Source organism: Mesorhizobium sp. P2_F8 (assembly GCF_056403655.1).
This window is the reverse complement of the sequence record NZ_JBFUFB010000009.1, coordinates 73,779-97,169: the sequence shown is the minus strand read 5'-3', so window position 1 is coordinate 97,169 and position 23,391 is coordinate 73,779. Positions and strand designations below refer to the sequence as shown.

Genomic DNA, 23,391 nt, shown 5'->3' with positions numbered 1-23,391 from the left:
GAAAACTGCACACGCCTGCGGAAAACCTCCTCCGATCCGCCCCGCCGTCTCCCTGCCAGCCTGCGAGACAGGCGGCATGCAAAACCGAGCAAAACCCCGTTGGTCCCTTCCTTACCGGCTGCGCAGCGAAGGCTGGTGGCTGGTCGATCCGCCGCGCGCGAATCCGGTGGCGATCCTCATCCCTTTCGCCCGCAAGTGCCCGCCGACCATCCGGCTGGAAGCCGTCAGGAGGGCCAGGTCATGACAGCATTCTTCTCCGCGGCGCCGAGCTATTGCGCCCGCTTCGGTGTTGCCGTGCTGCTGGTCGCGCTGGCGGATTTTCTCTTTTACGGCCAGCCTGCCGGCATCACGGTTTTCCTGTTCGCCATCCTGATTGCCGCCGCCGTGGTGGCCGTGCATCCCGCCGCCTTCAGCGACGGCAGGCTGTGGATCAAGCCCACCGCGCTGCTTGTCGTGCTGCTGCCGCTCGCTGAAAATGTCAGCACGTTGTCGGTATCGATCGCGCTTGCGGCCCTGGTCGTCTTTGCGCTTTCGCTGAGCGGTCGGTTGCGCCATCGCATCGCTCGCATTGCCGGCCAGATCGCACTGTTCGGGCTGGCGGCGCCGTTCCGGTTCGCCAACGACTTCATCCGCTGGCGCAGGACGGCGCGTCGCTTCGGCCGGCGCCGCGTCCGGCTGGCAGCGATCGCCGTCTGGGTCATGCCGCTGACGCTGGGCGCCGTCTTCCTGGCGCTGTTCGGCGCCGCCAATCCGGTCATCGACTACTGGCTGTCGCTGATCGACCTGCTGAAGCTGCTCGATCTCATCCAGCTCACGCGGATTGCCTTCTGGCTGTTCGTGCTGGTCTGTGTCTGGGCCTTTCTGCGGCCACGCCTGCCGCGTCGGGTTCGTCGCATCCCTCGCGCGACGCCGGCGGTGGTCAGCACTCAAGCTGAGAAAACCATCACCATCGAGGATATCCTGTTCGGCAAACCCGCCATCCTGCGCGCGCTTGTTGTCTTCAACATCCTGTTTGCGCTGCAGACCGGGCTCGACGCCACCTATCTGTGGGGCGGGGTGGCGCTGCCCGATGGGCTGAGCTATGCGGCTTACGCGCATCGCGGCGCCTATCCCTTGATCGTCACCGCGCTGCTTGCCGCCGGCTTCGTGCTGGCGGCGCTCAGGCCGGGAAGCGAAACATCGGGGGATCCGCTCATCCGCCGGCTGGTCTATGCCTGGGTGGCGCAGAACATCATGCTGGTCATCTCGTCGATCCTGCGGCTCGATCTCTATGTCGGCATCTACGCGCTGACCTACTGGCGCATCGCGGCTTTCGCCTGGATGGGGCTGGTGGCATCAGGTCTTGCGCTGATCATCGCCCGCATAGCGCTCGGAAAATCCAATGAATGGCTGTTGTCCGCCAATCTTCTGACGTTATCTCTGACGCTTTATGCCGGCTGTTTCATCAATTTCGCCGCGCTGATCGCCAATTACAATGTCGACCACTCCCTCGAAATGACCGGCCAGGGCATTTCCCTCGACGCCTGGTATCTGCGCTCGCTCGGCCCGGGTGCGTTTCCGGCAATGGATCGCTTCCTCGATCATCAGAGTCGAACCGCCAACAATTCGGTCTTCCGCGAACTGGCAGGGCGGCGCGGCAGCGACGAAGACTGGTACCGCACCATTCAGGAAAACTGGCGGGCCTGGAGCTTTCGCGACTGGCGCCTGCTTCGCTATCTCGACAGCAAGGGGTCGCTCGTGCTTCCTCAGCCTTCGCAACCTTCCTTGCCGGGCCGCTGACCGATGCCGCATCACATCCTCGTTGCCGACGATGACCCGCATATCCGCGAGGTGATCTGCTTCGCGCTGGAAAAGGCCGGCATGAAAACGCTTGGGGTGGCCGACGGCGCCGCCGCCTTGCAGGAGATCGAACGCCGCGCGCCGGATCTCGTCGTGCTCGACATTGGCATGCCGGAGATGGACGGGTTGGAGGTCTGCCGGCGGCTGCGGCACACATCCGACGTGCCGGTGCTGTTCCTGTCCGCGCGCGACGAGGAGATCGACCGCATCCTCGGGCTCGAAATGGGCGGCGACGACTATGTGACAAAACCGTTCAGCCCGCGCGAGCTGGTCGCCCGCGTCAACGTCATCCTGCGGCGCGCCCGCCCGGTGCCGCCCGAACCGGCCGACGACAGGCAGTTCGCGCATGGCAAGCTTGCTCTGGCGCCGGCCAGCCACGCCGCCAGCTTCGATGGCAAACCGCTTGCCCTGACCGGGATCGAGTTCTCGATCCTGAAAGGATTTTTGGCGCGACCGACGCATGTGCTCGACCGCGACGCGGTGATGGCAAACGCCTATGCCGCCAACATCCATGTCGCCGGCCGCACCGTCGACAGCCATATCCGCAACATCCGCGCCAAGCTGGCGGCGGCGGGTTGCCTGGATGCCATCGAGACCGTGCACGGCGTCGGCTTCCGGCTCGGCCGATGCGGTTGACGGCCTCTCGCAAATGGATCGGCCGCAAATGGCGGCCGCGCCTTGCCACGGTCGTCGTTGCCATCCTGATCCTGGTGATGGCCTTGCCGCTGGTGGGCCTGTTCTTCTTTCGGCTCTACGAGAACCAACTGATCCGCCAGACCGAAGCCGAGTTGATCGCGCAAGGTGCCGCCATCGCCGCCATCTATGCGCAGGACGTGCGCGACGCCGGCATCCCGCCGGAAAAACTCGGCGCGCCGATGGCGCGGGCAAACGGGGATGCGAGCCGAAGCGTCCCTGACCCGCTATACAGGCCGATCGAGCCGCAGCTCGATCTCGCTTCCGACACCGTGCTGCCGACGCGGCCGGCGGCGATGCCTGCCACTATCGATCCCGCCTTCGCCGCCATCGGCGCGCGCCTGTCCGGTGTTCTCGATGCCACGCAGAAAACCACGCTGGCCGGCTTCCGGCTGCTCGACCCAACCGGCGTCGTCATTGCCGGACGTGGCGAGGTCGGGCAATCGCTTGACAGGGTTGAAGAGGTGCGCGAGGCCCTTGCCGGCCGCTATGCCAGTGCGCTGCGGCTGCGCATTCCCAACCAGCCGGCGCCACCGCTCTATTCGGTCAGCCGAGGCACCAAGGTGCGTGTCTTTGTCGCCCTGCCTGTGGCCATAGACGGTAAGGTCGCCGGCGTGGTCTATGTGTCGCGGACGCCCAACAACATCGTCAAGCATCTCTATGGCGAGCGCGGCAAGGTGACCCTGGCGGCAATCACCATCCTCGGCGGCACGCTGCTCATCGGCCTGGTCTTCCTGCGCACCGTCAGTCGGCCGATCTATGCGCTGATCGACCGCACCCAGCGCATCGCCGCCGGCGACCGCCAGGCCATCAAGCCGCTCGACCACCACGGCACCTATGAAATGGCGGAGCTCTCCGCCGCCTTCCTCGACATGGCGGAAAAGCTGCAGGCGCGATCGGACTCGATCCAGACCTTTGCCACCCATGTCTCGCATGAGCTCAAATCGCCGCTGACGGCGATCCAGGGTGCGGCCGAGCTGCTGCGCGATTCCGGTTCGGCGATGGACCAGGCCGAGCGGCAGCGCTTCTCCAACAACATCGTCACCGATGCGGGGCGGCTCAATCTGCTGGTGCGCCGGCTGCTCGACCTGGCGCGGGCCGAGAATCTGGCGCCGAGCGGTGAAAGTACCTCGATCGGCGCAGCGCTGGCACTGCTTCCTGTAGACAACAGGCTGGCGGTTCGTGTCAAGGCCGGCGGCGAGATCGGTTTGCGCATATCGGCTGAGAACGCGGCAATCGTGCTTGCCAATCTCATCGACAATTCGGCCAGGCACGGCGCGACGCAGGTGTCGGTCACGGCGGGGAGTGCCGGCGGCAAGGCGACCATCCTGGTCAGCGACGACGGCGCCGGCATTTCGCCGAGCAACCGGGCGCGCATCTTCGAACCATTCTTCACCACGCGCCGCGATTCCGGTGGCACCGGCATGGGCCTCGGCATCGTGCTGGCCCTCCTGAAAGCGCATGATGGTATGATCCGGCTGGTTGACTCCGAACGCGGCACGCGCTTCGAGATTATTTTGCCTGCCGCGTGACTCCCCAATCAGCGGCTCGAACCGGAAAGGGCATAAAAGCGTGCGCTACGACATCGTCATCATCGGCGGGGCCATCGTCGGCTCCTCGATCGCTTATTATCTGCGCGAAGAAGGATTTTCCGGTTCGATCGCGCTGATCGAGCGCGATCCGCAATTCGCGCACGCGGCAACGACATTGTCCTGCGCGTCCATTCGCCAGCAGTTCTCCATCCCGGAAAACATTCGCCTGTCGCAGTTCACCCTAAAACTGTTCCGGCGGCTGAAGGAAGAGTTCGGCACTGACGCCGATATCGGCTTTCGCGAGGGCGGCTATCTCATCCTGGCCGGCGAGAACGGCTTGCCGATCCTGAAAGCCAATCACGAGGCGCAGATGGCCGAAGGCGCCGATATCGTGCTTGAGGACGCAGATGCGCTGGTGCGCCGGTTTGCCTGGCTGTCGGCCGAAGGTATCACCGCAGGCGCCTATGGTCGAACTGGCGAAGGCTGGTTCGATGCGCATGCGATGCTGATGCTGTTTCGTAAGGCCCTGCGCAGCAAGAAGATCGATTTCATCACCGCCGATGTCACCGGCATCGAGCGGCAGGGCGATCGCGTCACCGGGGTCAGCCTCGACAATGGCGAGACGGTCGAAGCCGGCATCGTCATCAACGCCGCCGGGCCGAATGCGGGCAAGGTGGCCGATATGGCGGGGCTGGCGCTGCCGGTCGAGCCGCGCAAGCGCAATGTCTTTGTCTTCGAGGCGCGAGAGAAATATGCCGACATGCCGCTGCTGGTCGATCCCTCGGGCATCTATGTGCGGCCGGAAGGCTCGGTCTACATCACCGGCGGCGCCGAGCCGGAAGAGGGCGACGGGCCGGCCGATCCCGCCGATTTCGAGCCCGACTGGCCGCTGTTCGAAGAGGTCATCTGGCCGGTGCTGGCGACCCGTATTCCGGCCTTCGAGGCGATCAAGCCGACGCGCGCCTGGGCCGGCCACTACGACTACAACACGCTCGACCAGAACGCGGTGATCGGCCCGCATCCGCAGGTGACGAATTTCCTGTTCGCCAACGGCTTTTCCGGCCACGGCCTGCAGCAGGCGCCGGCCGTCGGCAAGGCGCTGGCCGAGCTGATCGTGCATGGCGGCTACCGCACGGTGGATTGCTCGGCGTTTGGCTATGGCCGGGTTGCGGAAGGGCGGGCGTTCAGGGAATTGAATGTGATTTGAGGTGTTAGGCGTTGGGAACATGCCGTTCCCGCCGAGTTCCCGCCCACCCCCCTCTGGCCTGCCGGCCATCTCCCCCGCAAGTGGGGAGATCGACAGCTTCGACGCCGCGTCACCCCTGTCACGTTTCGAGATTGGTGACAGCGATTGAGCGTGTAATCCCCCTCCTTGCGGGGGAGATGGCCGGCAGGCCCGAGGGGGTGCTGTCCCGCCGACATCAAATGCACCGCCACCAGTCGGCTAAGCCGCGGCCAATCTCCCAGCGTCAAAATACGCCTGCAGCCAGCTCAGCACCCTGCCCCAACCCTCGGCATGCTCGGCCGCCGCGTCGCTCAAGCCGGCAAAACCGCCATGACAGATGGTGACGCGCGTGCCGGTGGCGATCGGCTGCAGCAGCCAGGCGACCGTGGTTTGCCGCCGGCCAAGCGTGGGATGGTCCCACTCATAGGCCCGCGTCTGCACGATCCGGCGCGGCGCCTCGATGTCGAGAAAGTCGCCGCTCGCTGGCAGGTCCCGGCCGTCAGCCGTTCGAACTGTGACCTTCCAACGGCCGCCGATGCGAAGATCGGCCGACCAATCGACCATCCGGTAGGTGTCGGCGGACCCCCACCAGCGCTCGACCTCGTCCGTGACCAGGGCGCGGAAGATCCGCTCGGCGGGTGCGCCGATGTCGGCGCTTGCCATGACGGTCTCGCCATTGGTCATGCTGTGGACGACAGGGACATGCAGCATAGGTGCCTCCAAAAGTTTGTTTCGCTGCCGAAACCAAGCTTCACCCCTTTGATGGCGGGCGCTCGAAACCCTTGCCGGTCTCGAGCAGGCTCTTGAGGCTCGCCAGCACCAGCGGCCAGCCCTTGGAGACATTCGGGATCAGCCGGTGCGGGCCGTCGGCCTCGTGGGTGACGGCAAGCTTCATCAACTCGCCGTCCTGTTCGATGGCGAAGGTGCAGCGCGTGTAGCCGTCTTCCTTGACCTCCGGCATCCATTCATTGCGCCATTTGATGACCAGGCGTCGCGGCGGGTCGATTTCGAGGATCTCGCCGCTGTCGGCGACGCTCCCGTCGGGGAAGATCAGTTTCCAGCTGGAGCCGACCTTCCACTCGCTCTCCTGATAGGAGCAGAGGAAGAACTGCCGGTTGAACTCCGGATCGGTCAGCGCCTCCCAGAGTTTTTCGGGCGTGGTGCGGATGCAGGTCACGTAAACGAAGCTGTTGCTCATCAGTCTTCCCTTTCGAGGCGTTTCTTCAGGTCACTCAATGCATCCAGCCGATGGCGCTCGAACTTGCCGATCCAGCGTTCGGCGATCTCGTTGATCGGAACCGGGTTGAGGTAGTGCTGCTTCTCGCGTCCCTTGCGGAGCGTGGTGACGAGATTGGCTTCCTCCAGGATCGCCAGGTGCTTGGTCACCGCCTGGCGTGTCATGTCCATCTCCGCGCACAGCGCGTTCAGCGTCTGCCCGTTCCGGGCATGGAGGTTGTCCAGCAATTGCCGGCGTGTCGGGTCGGCCAGGGCGCGAAAGACGGCATCCATGCTCATGATCTTAATATGCAACCATTTGGTTGCATGTCAAGCGGCAAGATTTCGCGCCGTTGGCCGCTGGATGCGATCACAGGGGAAAAAATGTCAGCGCTTGCGGGAGAACCAGAAGGCGTCAGGCATGCGCGTCATGCCGATGCGCTCATAGAAGCCGACGGCGTCGGGCATGGAGATCAGGCTGATGGCGACGGACGGTCCGAGCTGCCGGCGCGCCTCGTCCATCAGGCCTTTGCCGATGCCGAGCCCTTGCGCCGATTGGGAAACGGCGAGCTCGGAGATGTAGCAGACCCAGGAGAAGTCGGTGAGGGCGCGGGCAACGCCGATCAGCGGCTTGCCCTCCACATTGAGACGCGCCGTCAGCACCAGGTTGGCGCCCGACAGCATCGCCTGCAGGCGGGTGTCGTCATCGACAGGCCGTGTCTCGCCGAGGCCTGAGTCGACCAGCACACGGCGGAATTCGGCGATGTCGAGCGCGGGCTCGCAGGCATAGAGGACATGGGAGTTTTCTGCCATGACAACCAGACTGCACCATCGGGCGGTGAATTCGAAGCCGTTTTGCGCAGCCGGCCATCCTGCACAAACAGTTGCCTTTTATTTGCCCGCGGCTTTGTGTAAACCGTGCCTCAGCAATCCCCCCGAAACAAGAACACGGGCAAAAGCCATGGAAAAATTCACCAAGCTCACCGGCGTCGCCGCTCCCATGCCGATCGTCAATGTCGACACCGACATGATCATCCCCAAGGATTATCTCAAGACGATCAAGCGCACCGGGCTTGGCACCGGCCTGTTCGCCGAAATGCGCTACAATGACGACGGTTCGGAAAATCCGGATTTCGTGCTCAACAAGCCGGCCTACCGCAAGGCGCAGATCCTGGTCGCCGGCGACAATTTCGGCTGCGGTTCGAGCCGCGAGCACGCGCCGTGGGCGCTGCTCGATTTCGGCATTCGCTGCGTCATCTCGACCTCGTTCGCCGACATCTTTTACAACAACTGTTTCAAGAACGGCGTGCTGCCGATCACGGTCAGCCCCGAGGATCTCGAAAAGCTGATGGATGACGCCTCGCGCGGCTCCAACGCCACCTTGTCGATCGACCTCGAGGCTAAGGAAATCCGCGGTCCCGATGGCGGCGTGGTCGCGTTCGACCTCGACGATTTCAAGCGGCACTGCATGCTCAACGGGCTCGACGATATCGGCCTGACCATGGAAAAGGCCGGCGCCATCGCTTCGTTCGAGAAGAAAAACGCCGAACAGCGCCCCTGGGCCTGAAATACGCGGCCTGACCGCAAGGCCGCGCCGACGGCGAGTCTTCGGATAAGACGAGGACTTGTCATGACACGTTCGCTTGTTGCCGGCGTCTGCGGGCTGATGATGTCGATCCTGCTTCCGGCAACGAGCCTGTTCGCCCAGGCACCTGTCATCGACCAGCAGGCGCCGATCCCGTTCGAGGGCGGTCAATTTACCATCACCCAGCAGGAGCCGGACGGCGAAAAGGTGCTCGCTTACGACGGCCAGAAGCTGGCGAGCAATTATGACGTCTTCTTCGACAGGATCGTCAACATCGCCGGCGCTGAAGTGGCGCTGGTCGATGTCGGCGACGGCAATATCGACCATCTCTGCGGTCCCCCGGTGATGATTGTGTGGAAGCCGAAAGGCGGAACGATCCAGGGCATCACGGTCGAGCAGGATGAGTGCGGCGCGCCGGCGTCGGTGACCGACAATGTCATCTATTTCGTCCCTTATCTGCTGCCGGGCGCCTCCAAGCGGGCGATGCAATGGTCGCCCACCGACGGGCTGACGATTGCGGGCAATCTCACCTACATGCCGGATCCCGGCACGGGCTGGAAAGATGTCGACGTGCCGAAATACGAGGACATGATCGACGCCTTCCACAACGAGGCGGTCTACAGGGACGCCGCGGCCCTGCTTGGCAACGACATGACCGTTCTGGCCGCCAGTTTTCTGGCCGCCGGCGGTACGAAAAGAACTGCGTCTGGCATCGTCTATTTCGACGGCTGCGCGCCGCACAATTGCGGCGGCAATCACGGTTTCATGGCGGTCGACGCGGCCAACCAAAAGCTCTATTTCGCCCGCAGCAGTGGCAAGCCCGTGATGGATGCATGGCCTCCGGTGCAGAGCTGGCCGGCCGAGGTCAAGGCGGCGCTGGACGAGGCGTTTGGCACGCTGCATTAGGTATATTGATATTCAGGTGATGCCGGCCTGCAAATGGCTGATACCTGCGCTTCCGGTGCTCACGTACCCAAACGTACGCTTATGGGAAGCCACCTTGTTTGGTCGCTTCGCGCCCGTCTTCGACTCCGGCTCGGCCTGACCTGAATCTCAACACACCTGACTCGTTCGAGAACACGGTTGGCCATCCACCTGGTGTGACTCAAAGCAACTGGTGTTTTGTTTCCGGAGCGATTGGCTATGATCCGACGAAATGGAGGATGTCATGACTCGTTCGCTTCTTGCCGGCGCTTGCGGGCTGGCGCTTCTTCTGCTGACCGGCGCTCATGCCCAGGCCCAGACGCAGACGCCCGCAGCGCAGCTGGCGCCCTCCGCCGAGAAACCGGCCACCGACCAAGGTACAGGCGCCGCCGATGCTTCCGACGACGACAAGCAGGCGCCTGTGCCATTCGAAGGCGGCCAGCTGACCATCACCCAGCCGGAACAGGACGGCGAGAAAGTGCTTGCCTATGACGGCCAACAGCTGGCGAGCAATTATGACGTCTTCTTCGACAAAATCGTCGAGGTCGGCGGTGTCAAGGTGGCGCTGTTCGATGTCGGCGATGGCGGCAATCAATGCGGCCCGGCCACGGTGATCGTCTGGAAGCCGGAAGGCGGCACCATCCAGAGCACGACGGTCGAGCAGGACGAGTGCGGCGCGCCGCCGTCGGCGGTGTCCGACAACGCCATCTATTTCGTGCCCTATCTGTTGCCGGGCGATGAGAAGCCGGCTTTGCAATGGTCGCCGACCGAGGGGCTGACGACTTCAGGCAACCTGACCTACATGCCGGAACCGGGCACCGACTGGAAGGACATCAATCCGGAGAAGTACCAGAACATCATCGACGTCTTCCACAACGAGGCTGTCTACAAGGAAGCGCAAAAGCTGCTCGGCAAGGACATGCCCGACATGGCGACCAGCCTGCTGGTCGGCGGCGGCACGGAAAAGACCGCATCAGGCGCCTTCTACGCCAGCGGCTGCGTGCCGCATGACTGCGGCGGCAATGACGGCTTCATGGCGGTCGACCCGGCCCAGCACAAGCTCTATTTCGCCCGCCGCGGCGACAATGGCCAGCCAAACGCCTGGCCGGCGGTAACGACATGGCCGGCCGATGTGAAGGAGGCGCTCGACAAGGCGCTGGGGTCGGCGAATTAGGATATATTGATATTCAGGTGATCCCGGCCTGCAAACGGCTGATACCTGCGCTTCCGGTGCTCACGTACCCAAAAGTACGCTCCGCTCCGGTTCTCGGAGCCCACCATTTTCGGCGCGGCCTGACCTGAATCTCAACATATCCTCCATCGTCGCGACAACAGCCAATCCCGTCTGGCCTATGGCAGGCCCGATCTGTTCCCGGCAAAATGATCGCCACAATGCTGCGAGGCACCCCATGCGAAAACTGATTTCCACCGGCTCGCCGTTCGAAAAGACCGCCGGCTATTCGCGCGCGGTGGTGCAGGGCGACTGGTGTTTCGTGTCCGGAACGACCGGCTATGACTATGCGACAATGACGATGCCGGACAGGGTCGAGGCGCAGACGCGCAACTGCCTGGCGACCATCGGCAGGGCCTTGCAGGACGGCGGCTTCGAGATGGCCGACGTGGTGCGGGCGCATTACTACATCACCGATGCCGCCTTCGTGGACATCGTCTTCCCGATCCTGGGTGAGATATTCGGCGACGTCAGGCCGGCGGCGACGATGATCGTTTGCCAACTCAACAAGCCGGAAATGAAGATCGAGATCGAAGTGACGGCGCTGCGGCGCACGGCATGAAGGGCGGGCAGGCGATGAAAGTCCTGCGTATCGTTGCCAACATCGAGACATCCGACATCGCGGCGGCGAAGCGCTTCTACCAGGACGTGCTCGGCCTCGACGTGGTCATGGACCATGGCTGGATCAGGACCTTGGGCTCGCAAGACAAAATGAACGTTCAGATCAGCTTCGCCGCCGAAGGCGGCTCCGGTTCCCCGGTGCCGGATCTCTCGATCGAGGTCGACGATGTCGATGCGGCGCTCGACGCCATGAAGGCGGCCGGCCTTGCCATCGAATACGGCCCGGCCGACGAGCCCTGGGGTGTGCGGCGCTTTTATGTGCGCGATCCGTTCGGCCGGCTGGTCAACATTCTCTCGCATCGGTGATCGCCGTTGTAACGCGCAGGCTTGCGCACCGGGCGCTTGGCGTTTAGCAAGGCCGCGGTTCAATTCTTTCCAGGACGGTTCTCCATGGCAACGAAGCATCTTTTCCTGCTCGCCGGCGACGGCATCGGTCCGGAGGCGATGGCCGAGGTCAAGAAGCTGATCGCCGTCATGAACGACAAGCTCGGCAGCGGCTTTGCCACCGAGGACGGTCTGGTCGGCGGCTGCGCCTACGATGCGCATGGCGCGGCGATTTCCGATGCCGACATGGCAAAAGCAATGGCGGCCGACGCAGTGCTGTTCGGCGCGGTCGGCGGGCCGAAATGGGATGCGGTGCCTTACGAGGTGCGCCCCGAAGCCGGCCTGCTGCGGCTGCGCAAGGACATGGAGCTGTTCGCCAATCTGCGCCCCGCCATCTGCTATCCGGCGCTCGCCGCATCCTCGTCGCTCAAGCAGGAGGTGGTCGAAGGCCTCGACATATTGATCGTGCGCGAGCTGACCGGCGGCGTCTATTTCGGCGAACCCAAGCAGATCATCGATCTCGGCAATGGCCAGAAGCGCGGCATCGACACGCAGGTCTACGATACGTTCGAGATCGAGCGCATTTCGGGCGTCGCGTTCGAGCTGGCGCGCACGCGCAAGAACCATGTCACCTCGATGGAAAAGCGCAACGTCATGAAGTCGGGCGTGTTGTGGAACGAGGTCGTCACCCAGACCCACAAGGCGCGTTACTCCGACGTCAAGCTCGACCACATGCTGGCCGATGCCGGCGGCATGCAACTGGTGCGCTGGCCCAAGCAATTCGACGTCATCGTCACCGACAATCTGTTCGGCGACATGCTGTCCGACATCGCCGCCATGCTGACCGGCTCGATCGGCATGCTGCCGTCGGCCTCGCTCGGCGCACCGGACGTGAAGACCAAGAAGCGCAAGGCGCTGTACGAGCCGGTGCACGGTTCGGCGCCGGACATTGCCGGCAAGGGCATCGCCAACCCGATCGCCATGATCGCCTCTTTTGCCATGTGCCTGCGCTATTCCTTCGGCATGGTCGACGAAGCCGACCGTGTCGAAGCCGCGATCGCCGCCGTGCTCGACCAGGGCTTGCGCACCAAGGACATCCTGTCGGCGGGCATGACCGAGGTCGGCACCGTAGAGATGGGCGACGCGATCATCGCCAAATTCCTCGGCTGATCGCGTGACGGTCGACGTCCGCTGGGCGACGATCGAGGACGCGACCGCGCTCGCCACCATGCTGTGCGAGATGGCCGTGCACTACCGGCAGCCACCGCTCGACCATGAGCGGGCCTTGTTAGCGGCGCGGAAATGGCTCGGCGAGGAAAGTCCGGCCTATCCGCATTTCGCGCTAGCCTTCGTCGAGGGCGAGGTCAGCGGCCTGGCGTCGGTGGCGATCGCGCATCCCGGCATTGATCTCGAGCGGTTGCTGTTCCTCAAGGACCTGTTCGTGCGCGACAAGGCTCGCAACGCCGGCGTCGGCCGGGCGCTGATCGGCTTTCTCGCCGGCCATTGCCGGCGCCATGGCATCGGCCGTATCGACTTGACCACCGAGGACTGGAACGAGGGCGCGCTGCGGTTCTACGACAGGCTCGGCGCCGAGCGCCACGGCCAAAAGGTCTTTCTCAGGCTTTCGGGCGAGGCACTTAAGGCGGCTAAACCCTGATCCCTGCCGGCACCGGTCCCCACTGGTTTTCCCGGGCTTGTGTCGGAATCAGCGCGAAGACCAGGATGATCAGGCTGCCGATGGTGGGGATGAGGATCACCAGACTGAGCCAGCCCGACAGGCCGATGTCGTGCAGCCGGCGGACGATCATGCCGAGGCTGGGCAGAAATGTCGCAAGCAGGAAGGTGCCGCACAGGCCAACGGTCACCGCCGCCGATACGTCGCTGTCGAAATGGCCCATATCCGTATCGGTGAACAGACCGATGCCGCCGATGACCAGCAGGCAAACCGTCCAGAACAGGCAGTAGCCCCAATATTCCTTACGGCGGGCGCGGCCGGCGAAATTGAAGTAGTTCCGCGTCACGCCGCGCCAGAAATAGCCCCACAAATCGGTGGGTTCGGCAGGCCCGGAGGAGCGACCGAAATGCTGGGCCTGGGGTGCACCGGCCGCAGCTTTATTGCCGGCCTGAGGCTGCGCGGCGCTCGTGTTGGCGTCGACGGCAGGGGGTGCGGTCTGGGCTGCGATCGAAAAGACGTCGCGCGCCTGCCCACCACCCGGCTGGAACTCGACGGACGTGCCCTTGGACATGGCGGTTTGCCGGCGCAGGTTCTCGCGGGTGAAGGTGTAGCGGTTGCCGTCCGCTCCAGTGATGAAGCCGAAGCCCTGCTCCTCGTCATAATGAAGCACTTCGCCGCGCATATCCTGCCCCCTCTCGCCACGTCCCGGCCAAGATGTGACACAGGGCCGCGCCTATGGGCAAGGCCGCGTTGGGATGCGGCCCGCGTCTTGCGGTCAGGTGAAGCCGCCCCCAGGCCCTACGAGGGCCGCTTCTTCGCCTTCTTGTTCTTCGACGCGCCGGTGTTTTCGAACTTCGGCTTGCCCGGCTTTTTGGCCCACGGCTTTGCCTCGAATGCGGCGGGGCGCTGATCAGCCGATGCTGGTGCCGGTGCACGCTTCTCGAATTTGCGCTTCGGCGCGTTCGGGTCGAAAGGCGCCTTGCCGCGATGCGGTTTCTTGTCGGGTCCCGGCTGCTGATAGCCGGCTCGTGACAGGTCGGGCGTGCCGTCCAGCCGCTTCACAGCGATGTTGTTCTGCAATTTGCGGTCGGGACCGATCGCCGCCAGGAAGCGGTCGGCCCAGTCGGCCGCGATCTGCACGAAGGTCTCTTCCGGCTGCATCTTGATGGCGCCGATCTCGCGCTTGCTGATGCTGCCGGCGCGGCACAGCATCGGGATCAGCCAGCGCGGCTCGGCATTCTGCCGGCGTCCGATCGACAGCGAGAACCAGACGCTGGCGCCGAAATCGTCGCGGCGGCTGGGCGCTTCATCGCGGCGTGCGAAGTTTTCGCCCGCCGGTCTTTCACGAGACGGCGTGAACGGCGCGATTTCCAGGAGATCTTCCGGCGCCGAGCGGCTTGAACGGCACAGGCGCACGAAGGCCGCCGCCACCTGTTCGGCGCCATGCTTTTCGAGAAGCTCACCGATGAAGCCGCGTTCCTCATCCTTCACAGGCTCGCTGAAGGCGGGGTCGGCAAGGATGCGCTCATCGTCACGGCGCAGCACGTCGTCAGCCGAGGGCGGGCTGGCCCATGTCGCCTTGAGGCCGGCGTTCTGCAACAGCCGTTCGGTGCGCTTGCGGGCGCTGTTGGGGACGATCAGCGCGCTGACGCCCTTGCGGCCGGCGCGTCCGGTCCGGCCGCTGCGGTGCAGCAGCGTCTCCGGGTTGGTCGGCAGGTCGGCGTGGATCACCAGCTCGAGATTGGGCAGGTCGATGCCGCGCGCCGCGACGTCGGTGGCGATGCAGACCTTGGCGCGGCCGTCGCGCATTGCCTGCAGCGCATGGCTGCGCTCGTTCTGGCTGAGTTCGCCCGACAGCGCGACGACGGAAAAGTTGCGGTTGTTGAAGCGCGCGGTGAGATGGTTGACGGCGGCACGCGTGTTGCAGAACACCAGCGCGTTCTTGGCCTCATAAAAGCGCAGCACGTTGATGATGGCGTTCTCGCGGTCGGCCTGGGCAACGCTCAGCGCCCGGTATTCGATGTCGAGATGCTGCTTTTCCTCGCCGGCGGCCGAGATGCGCACGGCATCGCGCTGATAGCCCTGGGCGAGCGTGGCGATGGAGCGCGGCACGGTGGCCGAGAACATCAGCGTCCGGCGCTCGGCTGGTGCGGCGTCGAGGATGAATTCGAGGTCCTCGCGAAAGCCGAGATCGAGCATTTCGTCGGCTTCGTCCAGCACCACGGCCTTGAGCGCCGACATGTCGAGCGAGTGCCGCGTGATGTGGTCGCGCAGGCGGCCGGGCGTGCCGACGACGATGTGGGCGCCGCGCTCCAGCGCGCGCCGCTCGGTGCGCATGTCCATACCGCCGACGCAGGACGCCACCGTGGCGCCGGTCAGCTCGTAGAGCCATTCCAGCTCGCGCGTCACCTGCAGCGCCAGCTCGCGTGTCGGCGCCACCGCCAGCGCCAGCGGCGCCGCGGCCTGGGCAAAGCGCTCCGCGTCGCCCAGCAGGGTCGGCGCCAGGGCGAGGCCGAAGGCCACCGTCTTGCCGGAGCCGGTCTGCGCCGACACCAGCGCATCGGCCTGCCCCAGTTCGGGCGCCAGGACCGCCTTTTGCACCGGCGTCAGTTCGGAATAGCCGCGCTTTTCCAGCGCCCTGGCAAGCGCTGGGACAATAGCTTCGAAGTTGGACATCTCACTCTTTCGGAATTCGGGGTCTGCGCTCGTCATCGAGCACGTGCCGGGGCTGACGCAGCGCCAGCCAAACAATCTTGGCTGTTCGTACTTCTTGCCGCCACCATTGTACAGGGCACGTGGCCGGACGGCAGGGCAATTGACTCTTGACGCAAACCGCGTAAAAGCCGGCACCGAACAGGACGGTTTCGATGCGCGGCCTTTTGATGGCTCCTCTTGCATTCGATTTCCTTGGCCACAATGCAAATCATTGGGCCGGGCGCGTTGTCGCGTCTTCTCGTTCCAGCAAAACCACGTTCTTGGCCAAAACCGGCAAAACCACCACCAAAACGGTGTGATTCCCTTGGCCTAACCACCCTCTCCCGGGTCCGGCCCGGGGGACGGAACCCGCTTCGGCCGGCGGGTTTTCTCCAAAAACCGAGCGGAGAGGGACAGGAGATCTTTATGAGTTTCAAGGTTGCGATCGTCGGCGCCACGGGCAATGTGGGCCGGGAAATGCTCAACATACTGGAAGAGCGCGGCTTTCCAGTAAGCGAAGTTGTGGCGCTGGCCTCGCGGCGCAGCCAGGGCACGGAAGTGTCGTTCGGCGACCGCACGCTGAAGGTCAGGGCGCTCGACCAGTATGATTTTTCCGACACCGACATCTGCATCATGTCGGCCGGCGGCAACGTCTCCAAGGAATGGTCGCCGAAGATCGGCAAGCAGGGCTGCGTCGTCATCGATAATTCGTCGGCCTTCCGCTATGACCAGGATGTGCCGCTGATCGTGCCGGAAGTGAACCCGGACGCGATCTCGCTGTTCACGCGCAAGAACATCATCGCCAACCCGAACTGCTCGACGGCGCAGCTGGTGGTGGCGCTGAAGCCGCTGCACGATGTCGCCACCATCAAGCGCGTCGTCGTCGCCACCTACCAGTCGGTGTCGGGCGCCGGCAAGGAAGGCATGGACGAGCTGTTCACGCAGACCCGCGCCGTGTTCGTCGCCGACCAGGTCGACGTCAAGAAGTTCACCAAGCGCATCGCCTTCAACGTCATCCCGCATATCGACGTCTTCCTCGACGACGGCTTCACCAAGGAAGAATGGAAGATGGTGGCCGAGACCAAGAAGATGCTCGACCCCAAGATCAAGCTGACGGCGACCTGCGTGCGCGTGCCGGTGTTCATCGGCCACTCGGAAGCGGTCAACATCGAGTTCGAAAAGCCGATCACGGCCGACGAGGCGCGCGATATCCTGCGCGAGGCGCCTGGCTGCCAGGTCTTGGACAAGCGCGAGGACGGCGGCTACATCACGCCGCTGGAATCGGCCGGCGAGGACGCCACCTTCATCTCGCGCATCCGCGAGGATTCGACCATCGACAACGGCCTGTCGATGTGGATCGTCGCGGACAATCTGCGCAAGGGCGCGGCGCTCAACGCGGTGCAGATCGCCGAGCTGCTGGTCGAGCGCGGCCTGATCCAGCCGAAGAAGAAGGCGGCATAGTTTTCGCCTACGGGCCGTATCGCCGCAGCTGCGGCGGGCCCTCCGCGAGGGCGCCGGAAAGCCGGCGGCCCGCGGTCAAGGCCTCGGCCTTGGGCCGGGGCGTTTCTTCCTTCTCCCCTTGTGGGAGAAGGTGGATCGGCGCGTAGCGCCGAGACGGATGAGGGGTGTTCCAGCGGAGTGAGACGTTGGCGTTCCCTTCATGACTAACACTCAGCCCTTAGATATCATCCTGCGTCCGGCCATCGGTTCGGACGCAGCCATCGCGAAGATTATGCGGGCGGCGCTTGGGTCGTTCGACTGGATGCCGGTCATCCATACGCCGGACGAGGACCTTGGCTTCATCCGCGATATCGTGCTGCCACGGCAGCAGTTGACGGTCGCCGAGGCCGGCAAAGCCATTGTCGGCTTCATTGCCGTCAGCGGCGAATGGGTGGAGCAGCTCTATCTCGATCCGGCTTGGACGGGACAAGGCATCGGCAGCCGGTTGCTGATCGACACGACTGCTGCTTTGCCGGTCGTCAGGCTGCATTGCTTCCAAGCCAATACCGGCGCCCGGCGCTTCTATGAGCGCCATGGCTTCATTGCCGAGGGTTTTGGCGACGGCACCAACAACGAGGAATGCCTGCCTGACATCCTCTTTGTCCGCAGGCGTTGATTCAGCCGGCGCTGTCCTTGGCCAGCTGGCGCAGCAGCCCCAGGGCCTCCTCCGCCCGGTCGGCGGGGACGAACAGATGGTCGTGGTAGAAAGCCGAGACCGGGTTGACGCCAATGCCGGCGGCGGCCAGCCGCGTGGTGATGGCGGCGAGGAAGCCGACCGCTTCCAGCGACGAATGGATGTTCAGCGTCACCATCCGACAGTGGAAGGAAGCGGCAAGTCCCGCAGCGCTGGCCGCGCCCTCAGTCACGATCAGCGTCACGCCCTCGCGCTCGCGGAAGATCATCACTGGGTCGAGGCCTTCCGGCTGGGCTACGCCGGGCGCCAGCGTGGCGAAGACATAGGTGTCGGCCAGCAGTTCCGGCATCATCGATGACAACAGTGTCCTCAGATCGGTCTCGCCGGTCATTTTTTCCTCTCGACTGATGCAAGGCGCAGACTCTTCAATATCTGCCGCCGAAGCATGCCGATAGTCCGCACATTGCACGGGCGACATGGCGATGTCGCTGACGGCTGAGCTTGCCCGCCTGTTGCCTCGCACAATAGCGAAGCTCAGGGCCGATGCCGGTCCGTGAAAAGGTCTTTCGATGATCGTTCGCCCGCGCCCCACCTTCCTGCAGCTGTTCTTCGTCATGCGCGGTTCGGTGGTGCCACGCATCCTGCCGCAGATCCTGGGTTTCGCGGTTTATTCCGCGGTCATCCTTGCCGTGGCGCGCCAGTTCCATCTCGATTTCAGCGTCTTCAACATCACGCCTTTTGGGTTGGTTGGCGTCACGTTGTCGATCTATCTGTCGTTTCGCAACAACGCCGCCTACGACCGCTGGTGGGAGGCGCGCAAATTGTGGGGCACGCTGGTCTTCGAAATCCGCAATCTGGCGCGCGCCACCACCAGTCTCATTGCCGATCCGGCCGAACAGCGCGCGCTGCTGATGGAGGCGCTCGCCTTCTGTCATTTCCTGCGCGGCCAGTTGCGCAAGATCGACAGCATGAAAGACGCCCGTGCCTTCATCGCCGCCGAGGCGGATACGGCCGCGAACTTCGCCAACCCGGCGGACGAGATGGTCAGGCGCATGGGCCGACGCGCCAACCTGCAGCGCCGGGCCGGTCAGCTCGATCCGATCGGGTTCCGCATCCTCGATGAAAGGCTGGCATCGATCACTGCCATCCAGGCGGGCTGCGAGCGCATCGCCGGCACGCCCTTGCCCTTCGCCTATACGCTTTTGGTGCATCGCACGGCTTACATCGTCTGCCTGCTTCTGCCCATCGGCCTGATCTCGACCACCGGCTGGGCAACGCCGCTGTTCACGGCGCTGATCGCCTACACCTTCTTCGGCCTCGACGCGCTTTCCGAAGAACTCGAGGATCCGTTCGGCACCGAGGCCAACGACCTCGCCCTCGACGGTCTCTGCCGCGTCTGCGAAATCTCGGTGTTCGAAGCGCTGGGCGAGACGCCGCCGAAGATGCTGCCGGCCGAGAAGTTCTATTTTTCTTAGGTGCTCGACACAGGGTTCTGTCGGCCGCCGCGATGTGGAAGCGCGAACGCTGGCGAAGGATCGCAGCAGAACGGCTTTGCTGCCACCGGCGCCAAAAAGAATCCTACCCGTGTCGGATCGCCGACGCATACCGCGTCCTTGGCTTGACCCCAGTGTATAGGGCTCGAAACTTGGAGGAAACACTATGAGCATTTCCGAAACCGCGCCCGTCTCGGCGGGCGCCCTGTGGACCGGCCGCGCACTCAGCGGCGTCATCGTGCTGTTCATGGTCTTCGACGGCGTCATCAAACTGCCGCCGCTCGACATCGTCACGCAGACGATGGTGCCGCTCGGCTGGCCGGCCGACGTCAATGTCGCGCGCATGCTCGGCATCGTCGGTTTGATCTCGACCGCGCTCTACGCCCTGCCGCGCACCTCGGTGCTCGGCGCCATCCTGCTCACCGCCTATATGGGCGGCGCCATCGCCACCAATGTGCGTGTCGACAACCCGCTGTTCTCGCACACGCTGTTCGGCGTCTATCTCGGCGTCATCCTGTGGGGCGGCCTGTACCTGCGCGACCCCCGGGTGCGCGCACTGATCCCGTTCAGCCGATAGATACGAAGGAGAGAGAAATGTTCGGCACCATCCTCATCATCCTGGTCGTCATCATCGCCGCCGTGCTTATCTATGCGGCAACACGGCCAAACGATTTCGTCACCACCCGCACGGCCAGCATCAAGGCCCCGCCGGAAGCGATCTTTCCGCTGATCAATGATTTCAGCCGCTGGCCGACATGGTCGCCTTACGAAAAGCTCGACCCTCAGATGAAGCGCACGCTCTCCGGCCCGACAAGCGGCAAGGGCGCGGCCTATGCCTGGGAAGGCAATGCCAAGGCCGGCAAGGGACGTATGGAGATCACGAATTCGGTGCCGTCCTCGCTGGTGTCGCTCAAGCTCGACTTCGAGAAGCCGTTCAGGGCCAACAACAGTGTCGACTTCACTCTGAAGCCTTCGGGCGACAACACCGCCGTCACCTGGGCGATGCGCGGCAGTCGGCCCTTCATCGCAAAGCTGATGGGCCTGTTCATGAACTTCGACACTTTGATAGGCAAGGATTTCGAGGCCGGCCTCGCCAATCTGAAGCGCCTCGGCGAAAAATAGACTTGGGCGGGCGGCGTTCAAACAAAAACGGCGGGCACAGGCCCGCCGTTTTCGTGAATGCGATACGGCAATACTTATTCGGCGGTGGCGGCTTCCGCCTCGGCCGGCGCAGCTGCAGCGGCCGCGACAGCGGCGGCAGCGTCTTCCTGCGCCTTCTTCAGCAGAGCAGCCCGTTCCTGCGCCTTCTTGCCCGGCTCGGCCTTCTTCGGGTTGGAGCGGGCGTCGCGCTTGGCAAGGCCGGCCTCGTCGAGGAAGCGCAGCACGCGGTCGGTCGGCTGGGCGCCATGCGACAGCCAATGCTTGACGCGGTCGGCGTCGACCTTGACGCGCTCGCCGTCCTTGGGCAGCAGCGGGTTCCACGAGCCGAGCGACTCGATGAAACGGCCATCGCGTGGGGAACGGGCGTCGGCAACGACAACGTGGTAGTAAGGACGCTTCTTCGAGCCCGCACGGGCCAGTCGGATCTTCAAGGGCATTTCTTTTCTCCTAAAAACTCTGATTTCGTTAGTTGGTTTGTGGTTTTCGTTATCCCAAAGCCGCTGCGCAGTTTTGGGCGATATGCACTGGTTTCTCAGCCGGCTTTCGTCACACCGTTGGAAGCGGCGATCTGTTCGTGGTGGCGGATCACTTCGCGGACGACGAAGTTGAGGAATTTCTCCGCGAAATCCGGGTCGAGATGCGCATCCTTAGCCAGCTGGCGAAGGCGGGCGATCTGCTGCTGCTCGCGCGCCGGGTCGGCCGGCGGCAAGCCATGCGTCGCCTTCAGCACGCCTACCGCCTTGGTGCAGCGGAAGCGCTCGGCCAGCATGTGGATGAGGGCGGCATCGATGTTGTCGATCGAGGCGCGATAGTCGGCCAGGATGATGCGTGCGTCAGCCATGTCCTTTTCTTCGTTCATCGCGTCCTCACTTCTTCTTGCCAAGGCCGGGCAGGCCGCCACCGCCCATGCCGGGAAGCCCCGGAAGCTTCATGCCGCCGGGCAGACCAGGCAGGCCACCGCCGCCGGGAAGACCGCCGGGCAGGCCCTTCATGCCGCCGAGGCCGGCCGCCTGTGCCTGCTTCTGCAAGGCTTCGAGCTGCTTGGGATCCATCTTCGACAGGTCGGGCATGCCGCCGCCCATGCCGCCCATGCCCGGCATCATGCCGCCGAGGCCCATCTTGGAGGCAAGGCCGCCCATCATGCCGCGCATCAGGCCGCCGCCTTTGCCCTTGCCGCCCATAGCCTTCATCATGTCGGCCATGCCGCGATGCATTTTTAGGAGCTTGTTGATCTCGGCGGCGTCGGTGCCGGAACCGGCGGCGATGCGCTTCTTGCGCGAGTGCTTGAGGATATCGGGGTTGGCGCGCTCGGCCTTGGTCATCGACGAGATGATGGCGAGCTGGCGGCCGAACATCTTGTCGTCGAGACCGGCAGCGGCCATCTGGTCCTTCATCTTGCCCATGCCGGGCATCATGCCCATGATGCCACCCATGCCGCCCATCTTCGACATCTGCTGAAGCTGGCCGGCGAGGTCGTTCAGGTCGAACTTGCCCGACTGCATCTTCTTGGCCATCGCCGCCGCCTGCTCAGCGTCGATGTTCTCGGCTGCTTTTTCGACAAGCGAAACAATGTCGCCCATGCCGAGAATGCGGTCGGCGATGCGCTTGGGGTGGAATTCCTCCAGCCCGTCCATCTTTTCGCCGGTGCCGATCAGCTTGATCGGCTTGCCGGTGACGGCGCGCATGGAAAGGGCAGCACCGCCACGGCCGTCGCCGTCCATGCGGGTCAGCACCAGGCCGGTGATGCCGACGCGTTCGTCGAAGCTCTTGGCCAGATTGACGGCGTCCTGGCCGGTCAGCGAGTCGGCGACCAGCAGGATTTCGTGCGGGCTCGACACCTTCTTGATGTCGGCCATCTCGACCATCAGCGGCTCGTCAATATGGGTGCGGCCGGCGGTGTCGAGAATGACGATGTCGTGGCCGCCGAGCTTGGCCGCCTGGACGGCACGCCGCGCGATGTCGACCGGCGACTGGCCATCGATGATCGGAAGCGTCGCCACCTTCACCTGCTCGCCGAGCTGGCGCAGCTGCTCCTGCGCGGCCGGGCGGCGCGTGTCGAGCGAGGCCATCAGAACCTTCTTGTTCTGACGCTCGGAAAGGCGCTTGGCGATCTTGGCCGAAGTGGTCGTCTTGCCGGAGCCCTGCAGGCCGACCATCATGATGACGACCGGGGCCGGCGCGTTGAGGTCGATGGCGACGCCCTCGGCGCCGAGCATCTCGACCAGCTCGTCATGGACGATCTTGACGACCATCTGGCCAGGCTTGATCGACTTGACCACGGCGGCGCCGACGGCCTTCTCGCGCACCTTGTCGGTGAAGGAGCGCACCACTTCCAGCGCCACGTCGGCTTCGAGCAACGCACGGCGCACTTCACGCAGCGCGGCCGAGACATCAGCCTCCGACAGCGCGCCGCGGCCGGTCAGGCCGTTCAGGATGGAGCCAAGGCGCTCCTGAAGCGATTCAAACATCTTGCGTCCTTTGATCCCGGTTCATTCGACCCGAGAGGTAATGCGTTCGCGTCAGGTCGCCAAGCAAAAGCCAAAACCAAAAAGCACCCGGGGGCGCTCAGCGCTGCCGGGTGTTGGCCTCCAGGATCGATTTACAGCACTTCACCTCAAAGAGGCTTCGGCGTCCTGGTCGGCTTGCTCGGAGGGATACTCGTCGCGGAATTCGTGGGGTGTAGACAGGAAATCGGTGGCAGAGTCAAGACAAGGGCCGTGCCGGTAGGGGTCTCAGTGCAAAATGTGACGCGATTGGACATGGCTCAGCAGCGAATTGACATAGGGCTCCATCTCCAGCCTTCGCGCAGTGGACAAGACGCTTGCCCAGATATCTTTCGGGTCGTGGCCGGATGCAATCATGCCCGGCGCATTATGAAACGCGTCCGCAAGCATACGGGCCTTTTCCAGCTTATCGGTCGCGCGAATTTCGATGAGAACAAGGTGCAAAATCCTCAGGATAGTTTCGCTGGTGACGGGCCGAGGATCAATCAATTGAAGTAGCTTCCTTTTTTGCAAGGGCTCGCGCGTTCCGGGCTTTGGTGCA

General features: G+C 64.0%; 28 protein-coding genes. 17 read left to right on the top strand and 11 right to left on the bottom strand.

The features are described 5' to 3' along the window. Window positions 1–240 precede the first annotated feature (240 nt). The 4 genes from AC1DZP_RS22340 to AC1DZP_RS22325 are packed head-to-tail and all read left to right on the top strand — an operon-like array spanning window position 241 to window position 5,271. Entirely contained in the window at window positions 241–1,779 is a 1,539-nt protein-coding gene (locus AC1DZP_RS22340) for a DUF4153 domain-containing protein (RefSeq protein ID WP_477305420.1), read from the top strand. Between the two features lie 3 nt (window positions 1,780–1,782). Next, a complete protein-coding gene (locus tag AC1DZP_RS22335; protein ID WP_477305418.1) occupies window positions 1,783–2,475 on the top strand; it encodes a response regulator in 693 nt (230 codons plus the stop codon). Beyond that, window positions 2,466–4,064, top strand: a complete 1,599-nt coding sequence (locus AC1DZP_RS22330) for an ATP-binding protein (protein WP_477305416.1) — start codon at window positions 2,466–2,468, stop codon at window positions 4,062–4,064. Before AC1DZP_RS22335 ends, AC1DZP_RS22330 begins: the two co-directional genes overlap by 10 nt. A 40-nt stretch (window positions 4,065–4,104) precedes the next feature. Next, window positions 4,105–5,271, top strand: a complete 1,167-nt coding sequence (locus AC1DZP_RS22325; protein WP_477224739.1) for an NAD(P)/FAD-dependent oxidoreductase — start codon at window positions 4,105–4,107, stop codon at window positions 5,269–5,271. 237 nt (window positions 5,272–5,508) lie between these two features. Here AC1DZP_RS22325 and AC1DZP_RS22320 read toward each other — a convergent pair whose 3' ends face one another. From AC1DZP_RS22320 to AC1DZP_RS22305, 4 genes are all read right to left on the bottom strand, one after another. Next, a complete protein-coding gene (locus tag AC1DZP_RS22320) occupies window positions 5,509–6,000 on the bottom strand; it encodes an SRPBCC family protein (RefSeq protein WP_477224738.1) in 492 nt (163 codons plus the stop codon). 40 nt (window positions 6,001–6,040) lie between these two features. Further along, complete coding sequence (locus AC1DZP_RS22315) at window positions 6,041–6,487, bottom strand: SRPBCC family protein (protein WP_477305414.1); 447 nt, start codon at window positions 6,485–6,487, stop codon at window positions 6,041–6,043. Further along, window positions 6,487–6,798, bottom strand: a complete 312-nt coding sequence (locus AC1DZP_RS22310; protein ID WP_064987727.1) for an ArsR/SmtB family transcription factor — start codon at window positions 6,796–6,798, stop codon at window positions 6,487–6,489. The genes AC1DZP_RS22315 and AC1DZP_RS22310 overlap by 1 nt, the downstream gene beginning before the upstream one ends. A gap of 93 nt (window positions 6,799–6,891) precedes the next feature. Beyond that, on the bottom strand, window positions 6,892–7,317 hold the full coding sequence (locus tag AC1DZP_RS22305) for a GNAT family N-acetyltransferase (RefSeq protein WP_457152364.1): 426 nt from the start codon (window positions 7,315–7,317) through the stop codon (window positions 6,892–6,894). Window positions 7,318–7,465: 148 nt separating this feature from the next. On the opposite strand from AC1DZP_RS22305, the gene leuD reads away from it, so the two are divergent. The 7 genes from leuD to AC1DZP_RS22270 all read left to right on the top strand — a co-directional run bounded on the left by leuD (window position 7,466) and on the right by AC1DZP_RS22270 (window position 12,846). Continuing rightward, window positions 7,466–8,071, top strand: a complete 606-nt coding sequence (gene leuD, locus AC1DZP_RS22300) for a 3-isopropylmalate dehydratase small subunit (protein WP_184872662.1) — start codon at window positions 7,466–7,468, stop codon at window positions 8,069–8,071. A gap of 63 nt (window positions 8,072–8,134) precedes the next feature. Next, complete coding sequence (locus AC1DZP_RS22295) at window positions 8,135–8,995, top strand: hypothetical protein (RefSeq protein ID WP_477305412.1); 861 nt, start codon at window positions 8,135–8,137, stop codon at window positions 8,993–8,995. A gap of 262 nt (window positions 8,996–9,257) precedes the next feature. After that, window positions 9,258–10,187, top strand: a complete 930-nt coding sequence (locus AC1DZP_RS22290; RefSeq protein WP_457152367.1) for a hypothetical protein — start codon at window positions 9,258–9,260, stop codon at window positions 10,185–10,187. A 235-nt stretch (window positions 10,188–10,422) separates the two neighbouring features. Next, window positions 10,423–10,806 carry a RidA family protein gene (locus AC1DZP_RS22285; protein ID WP_457152368.1) on the top strand — a complete coding sequence of 128 codons (384 nt, stop codon included), beginning with the start codon at window positions 10,423–10,425 and terminating at the stop codon, window positions 10,804–10,806. A gap of 14 nt (window positions 10,807–10,820) precedes the next feature. Next, complete coding sequence (locus AC1DZP_RS22280; protein ID WP_457152374.1) at window positions 10,821–11,171, top strand: VOC family protein; 351 nt, start codon at window positions 10,821–10,823, stop codon at window positions 11,169–11,171. Between the two features lie 84 nt (window positions 11,172–11,255). After that, window positions 11,256–12,359 carry a 3-isopropylmalate dehydrogenase gene (gene leuB / locus AC1DZP_RS22275; RefSeq protein ID WP_477224734.1) on the top strand — a complete coding sequence of 368 codons (1,104 nt, stop codon included), beginning with the start codon at window positions 11,256–11,258 and terminating at the stop codon, window positions 12,357–12,359. A gap of 4 nt (window positions 12,360–12,363) precedes the next feature. Next, window positions 12,364–12,846 (top strand): GNAT family N-acetyltransferase, encoded by a 483-nt coding sequence (locus AC1DZP_RS22270; protein ID WP_457152370.1) that lies wholly within the window; start codon window positions 12,364–12,366, stop codon window positions 12,844–12,846. On the opposite strand, the gene AC1DZP_RS22265 is transcribed toward AC1DZP_RS22270, so the two are convergent. Further along, the gene (locus tag AC1DZP_RS22265; protein ID WP_477305410.1) at window positions 12,836–13,546 is read right to left on the bottom strand and encodes a DUF805 domain-containing protein; all 711 of its coding nucleotides are present in this window, start codon (window positions 13,544–13,546) and stop codon (window positions 12,836–12,838) included. The genes AC1DZP_RS22270 and AC1DZP_RS22265 overlap by 11 nt on opposite strands. Window positions 13,547–13,662: 116 nt before the next feature. After that, the gene (locus tag AC1DZP_RS22260; protein ID WP_457152372.1) at window positions 13,663–15,540 is read right to left on the bottom strand and encodes a DEAD/DEAH box helicase; all 1,878 of its coding nucleotides are present in this window, start codon (window positions 15,538–15,540) and stop codon (window positions 13,663–13,665) included. 191 nt (window positions 15,541–15,731) lie between these two features. On the opposite strand from AC1DZP_RS22260, the gene AC1DZP_RS22255 reads away from it, so the two are divergent. From AC1DZP_RS22255 to AC1DZP_RS22245, 3 genes are all read left to right on the top strand, one after another. Beyond that, window positions 15,732–15,878, top strand: a complete 147-nt coding sequence (locus AC1DZP_RS22255; protein ID WP_457152373.1) for a hypothetical protein — start codon at window positions 15,732–15,734, stop codon at window positions 15,876–15,878. Between the two features lie 106 nt (window positions 15,879–15,984). Continuing rightward, the gene (locus AC1DZP_RS22250; RefSeq protein ID WP_477224732.1) at window positions 15,985–17,019 is read left to right on the top strand and encodes an aspartate-semialdehyde dehydrogenase; all 1,035 of its coding nucleotides are present in this window, start codon (window positions 15,985–15,987) and stop codon (window positions 17,017–17,019) included. A gap of 199 nt (window positions 17,020–17,218) precedes the next feature. After that, window positions 17,219–17,674, top strand: coding sequence for a GNAT family N-acetyltransferase (locus AC1DZP_RS22245; protein ID WP_457152337.1), 456 nt, complete (start codon window positions 17,219–17,221; stop codon window positions 17,672–17,674). Between the two features lies 1 nt (window position 17,675). On the opposite strand, the gene AC1DZP_RS22240 is transcribed toward AC1DZP_RS22245, so the two are convergent. Beyond that, on the bottom strand, window positions 17,676–18,083 hold the full coding sequence (locus tag AC1DZP_RS22240) for an ACT domain-containing protein (RefSeq protein WP_477305407.1): 408 nt from the start codon (window positions 18,081–18,083) through the stop codon (window positions 17,676–17,678). A gap of 178 nt (window positions 18,084–18,261) precedes the next feature. On the opposite strand from AC1DZP_RS22240, the gene AC1DZP_RS22235 reads away from it, so the two are divergent. The 3 genes from AC1DZP_RS22235 to AC1DZP_RS22225 all read left to right on the top strand — a co-directional run bounded on the left by AC1DZP_RS22235 (window position 18,262) and on the right by AC1DZP_RS22225 (window position 20,307). Then, complete coding sequence (locus tag AC1DZP_RS22235; RefSeq protein WP_477305405.1) at window positions 18,262–19,167, top strand: bestrophin family protein; 906 nt, start codon at window positions 18,262–18,264, stop codon at window positions 19,165–19,167. 184 nt (window positions 19,168–19,351) lie between these two features. Beyond that, window positions 19,352–19,762: a DoxX family protein gene (locus AC1DZP_RS22230; protein ID WP_457152340.1), complete on the top strand. Its 411-nt coding sequence runs from the start codon at window positions 19,352–19,354 to the stop codon at window positions 19,760–19,762. Between the two features lie 17 nt (window positions 19,763–19,779). Further along, a complete protein-coding gene (locus AC1DZP_RS22225; RefSeq protein WP_457152341.1) occupies window positions 19,780–20,307 on the top strand; it encodes an SRPBCC family protein in 528 nt (175 codons plus the stop codon). A 74-nt stretch (window positions 20,308–20,381) separates the two neighbouring features. On the opposite strand, the gene rpsP is transcribed toward AC1DZP_RS22225, so the two are convergent. From rpsP to AC1DZP_RS22205, 4 genes are all read right to left on the bottom strand, one after another. After that, window positions 20,382–20,783: a 30S ribosomal protein S16 gene (rpsP, locus tag AC1DZP_RS22220; protein ID WP_107651942.1), complete on the bottom strand. Its 402-nt coding sequence runs from the start codon at window positions 20,781–20,783 to the stop codon at window positions 20,382–20,384. Window positions 20,784–20,878: 95 nt separating this feature from the next. Then, window positions 20,879–21,205, bottom strand: a complete 327-nt coding sequence (locus tag AC1DZP_RS22215) for a chorismate mutase (RefSeq protein ID WP_477224730.1) — start codon at window positions 21,203–21,205, stop codon at window positions 20,879–20,881. A gap of 7 nt (window positions 21,206–21,212) precedes the next feature. Beyond that, entirely contained in the window at window positions 21,213–22,814 is a 1,602-nt protein-coding gene (gene ffh, locus AC1DZP_RS22210; protein WP_457152344.1) for a signal recognition particle protein, read from the bottom strand. A 264-nt stretch (window positions 22,815–23,078) separates the two neighbouring features. Further along, on the bottom strand, window positions 23,079–23,339 hold the full coding sequence (locus tag AC1DZP_RS22205; protein WP_095083977.1) for a hypothetical protein: 261 nt from the start codon (window positions 23,337–23,339) through the stop codon (window positions 23,079–23,081). Window positions 23,340–23,391: the final 52 nt, after the last annotated feature.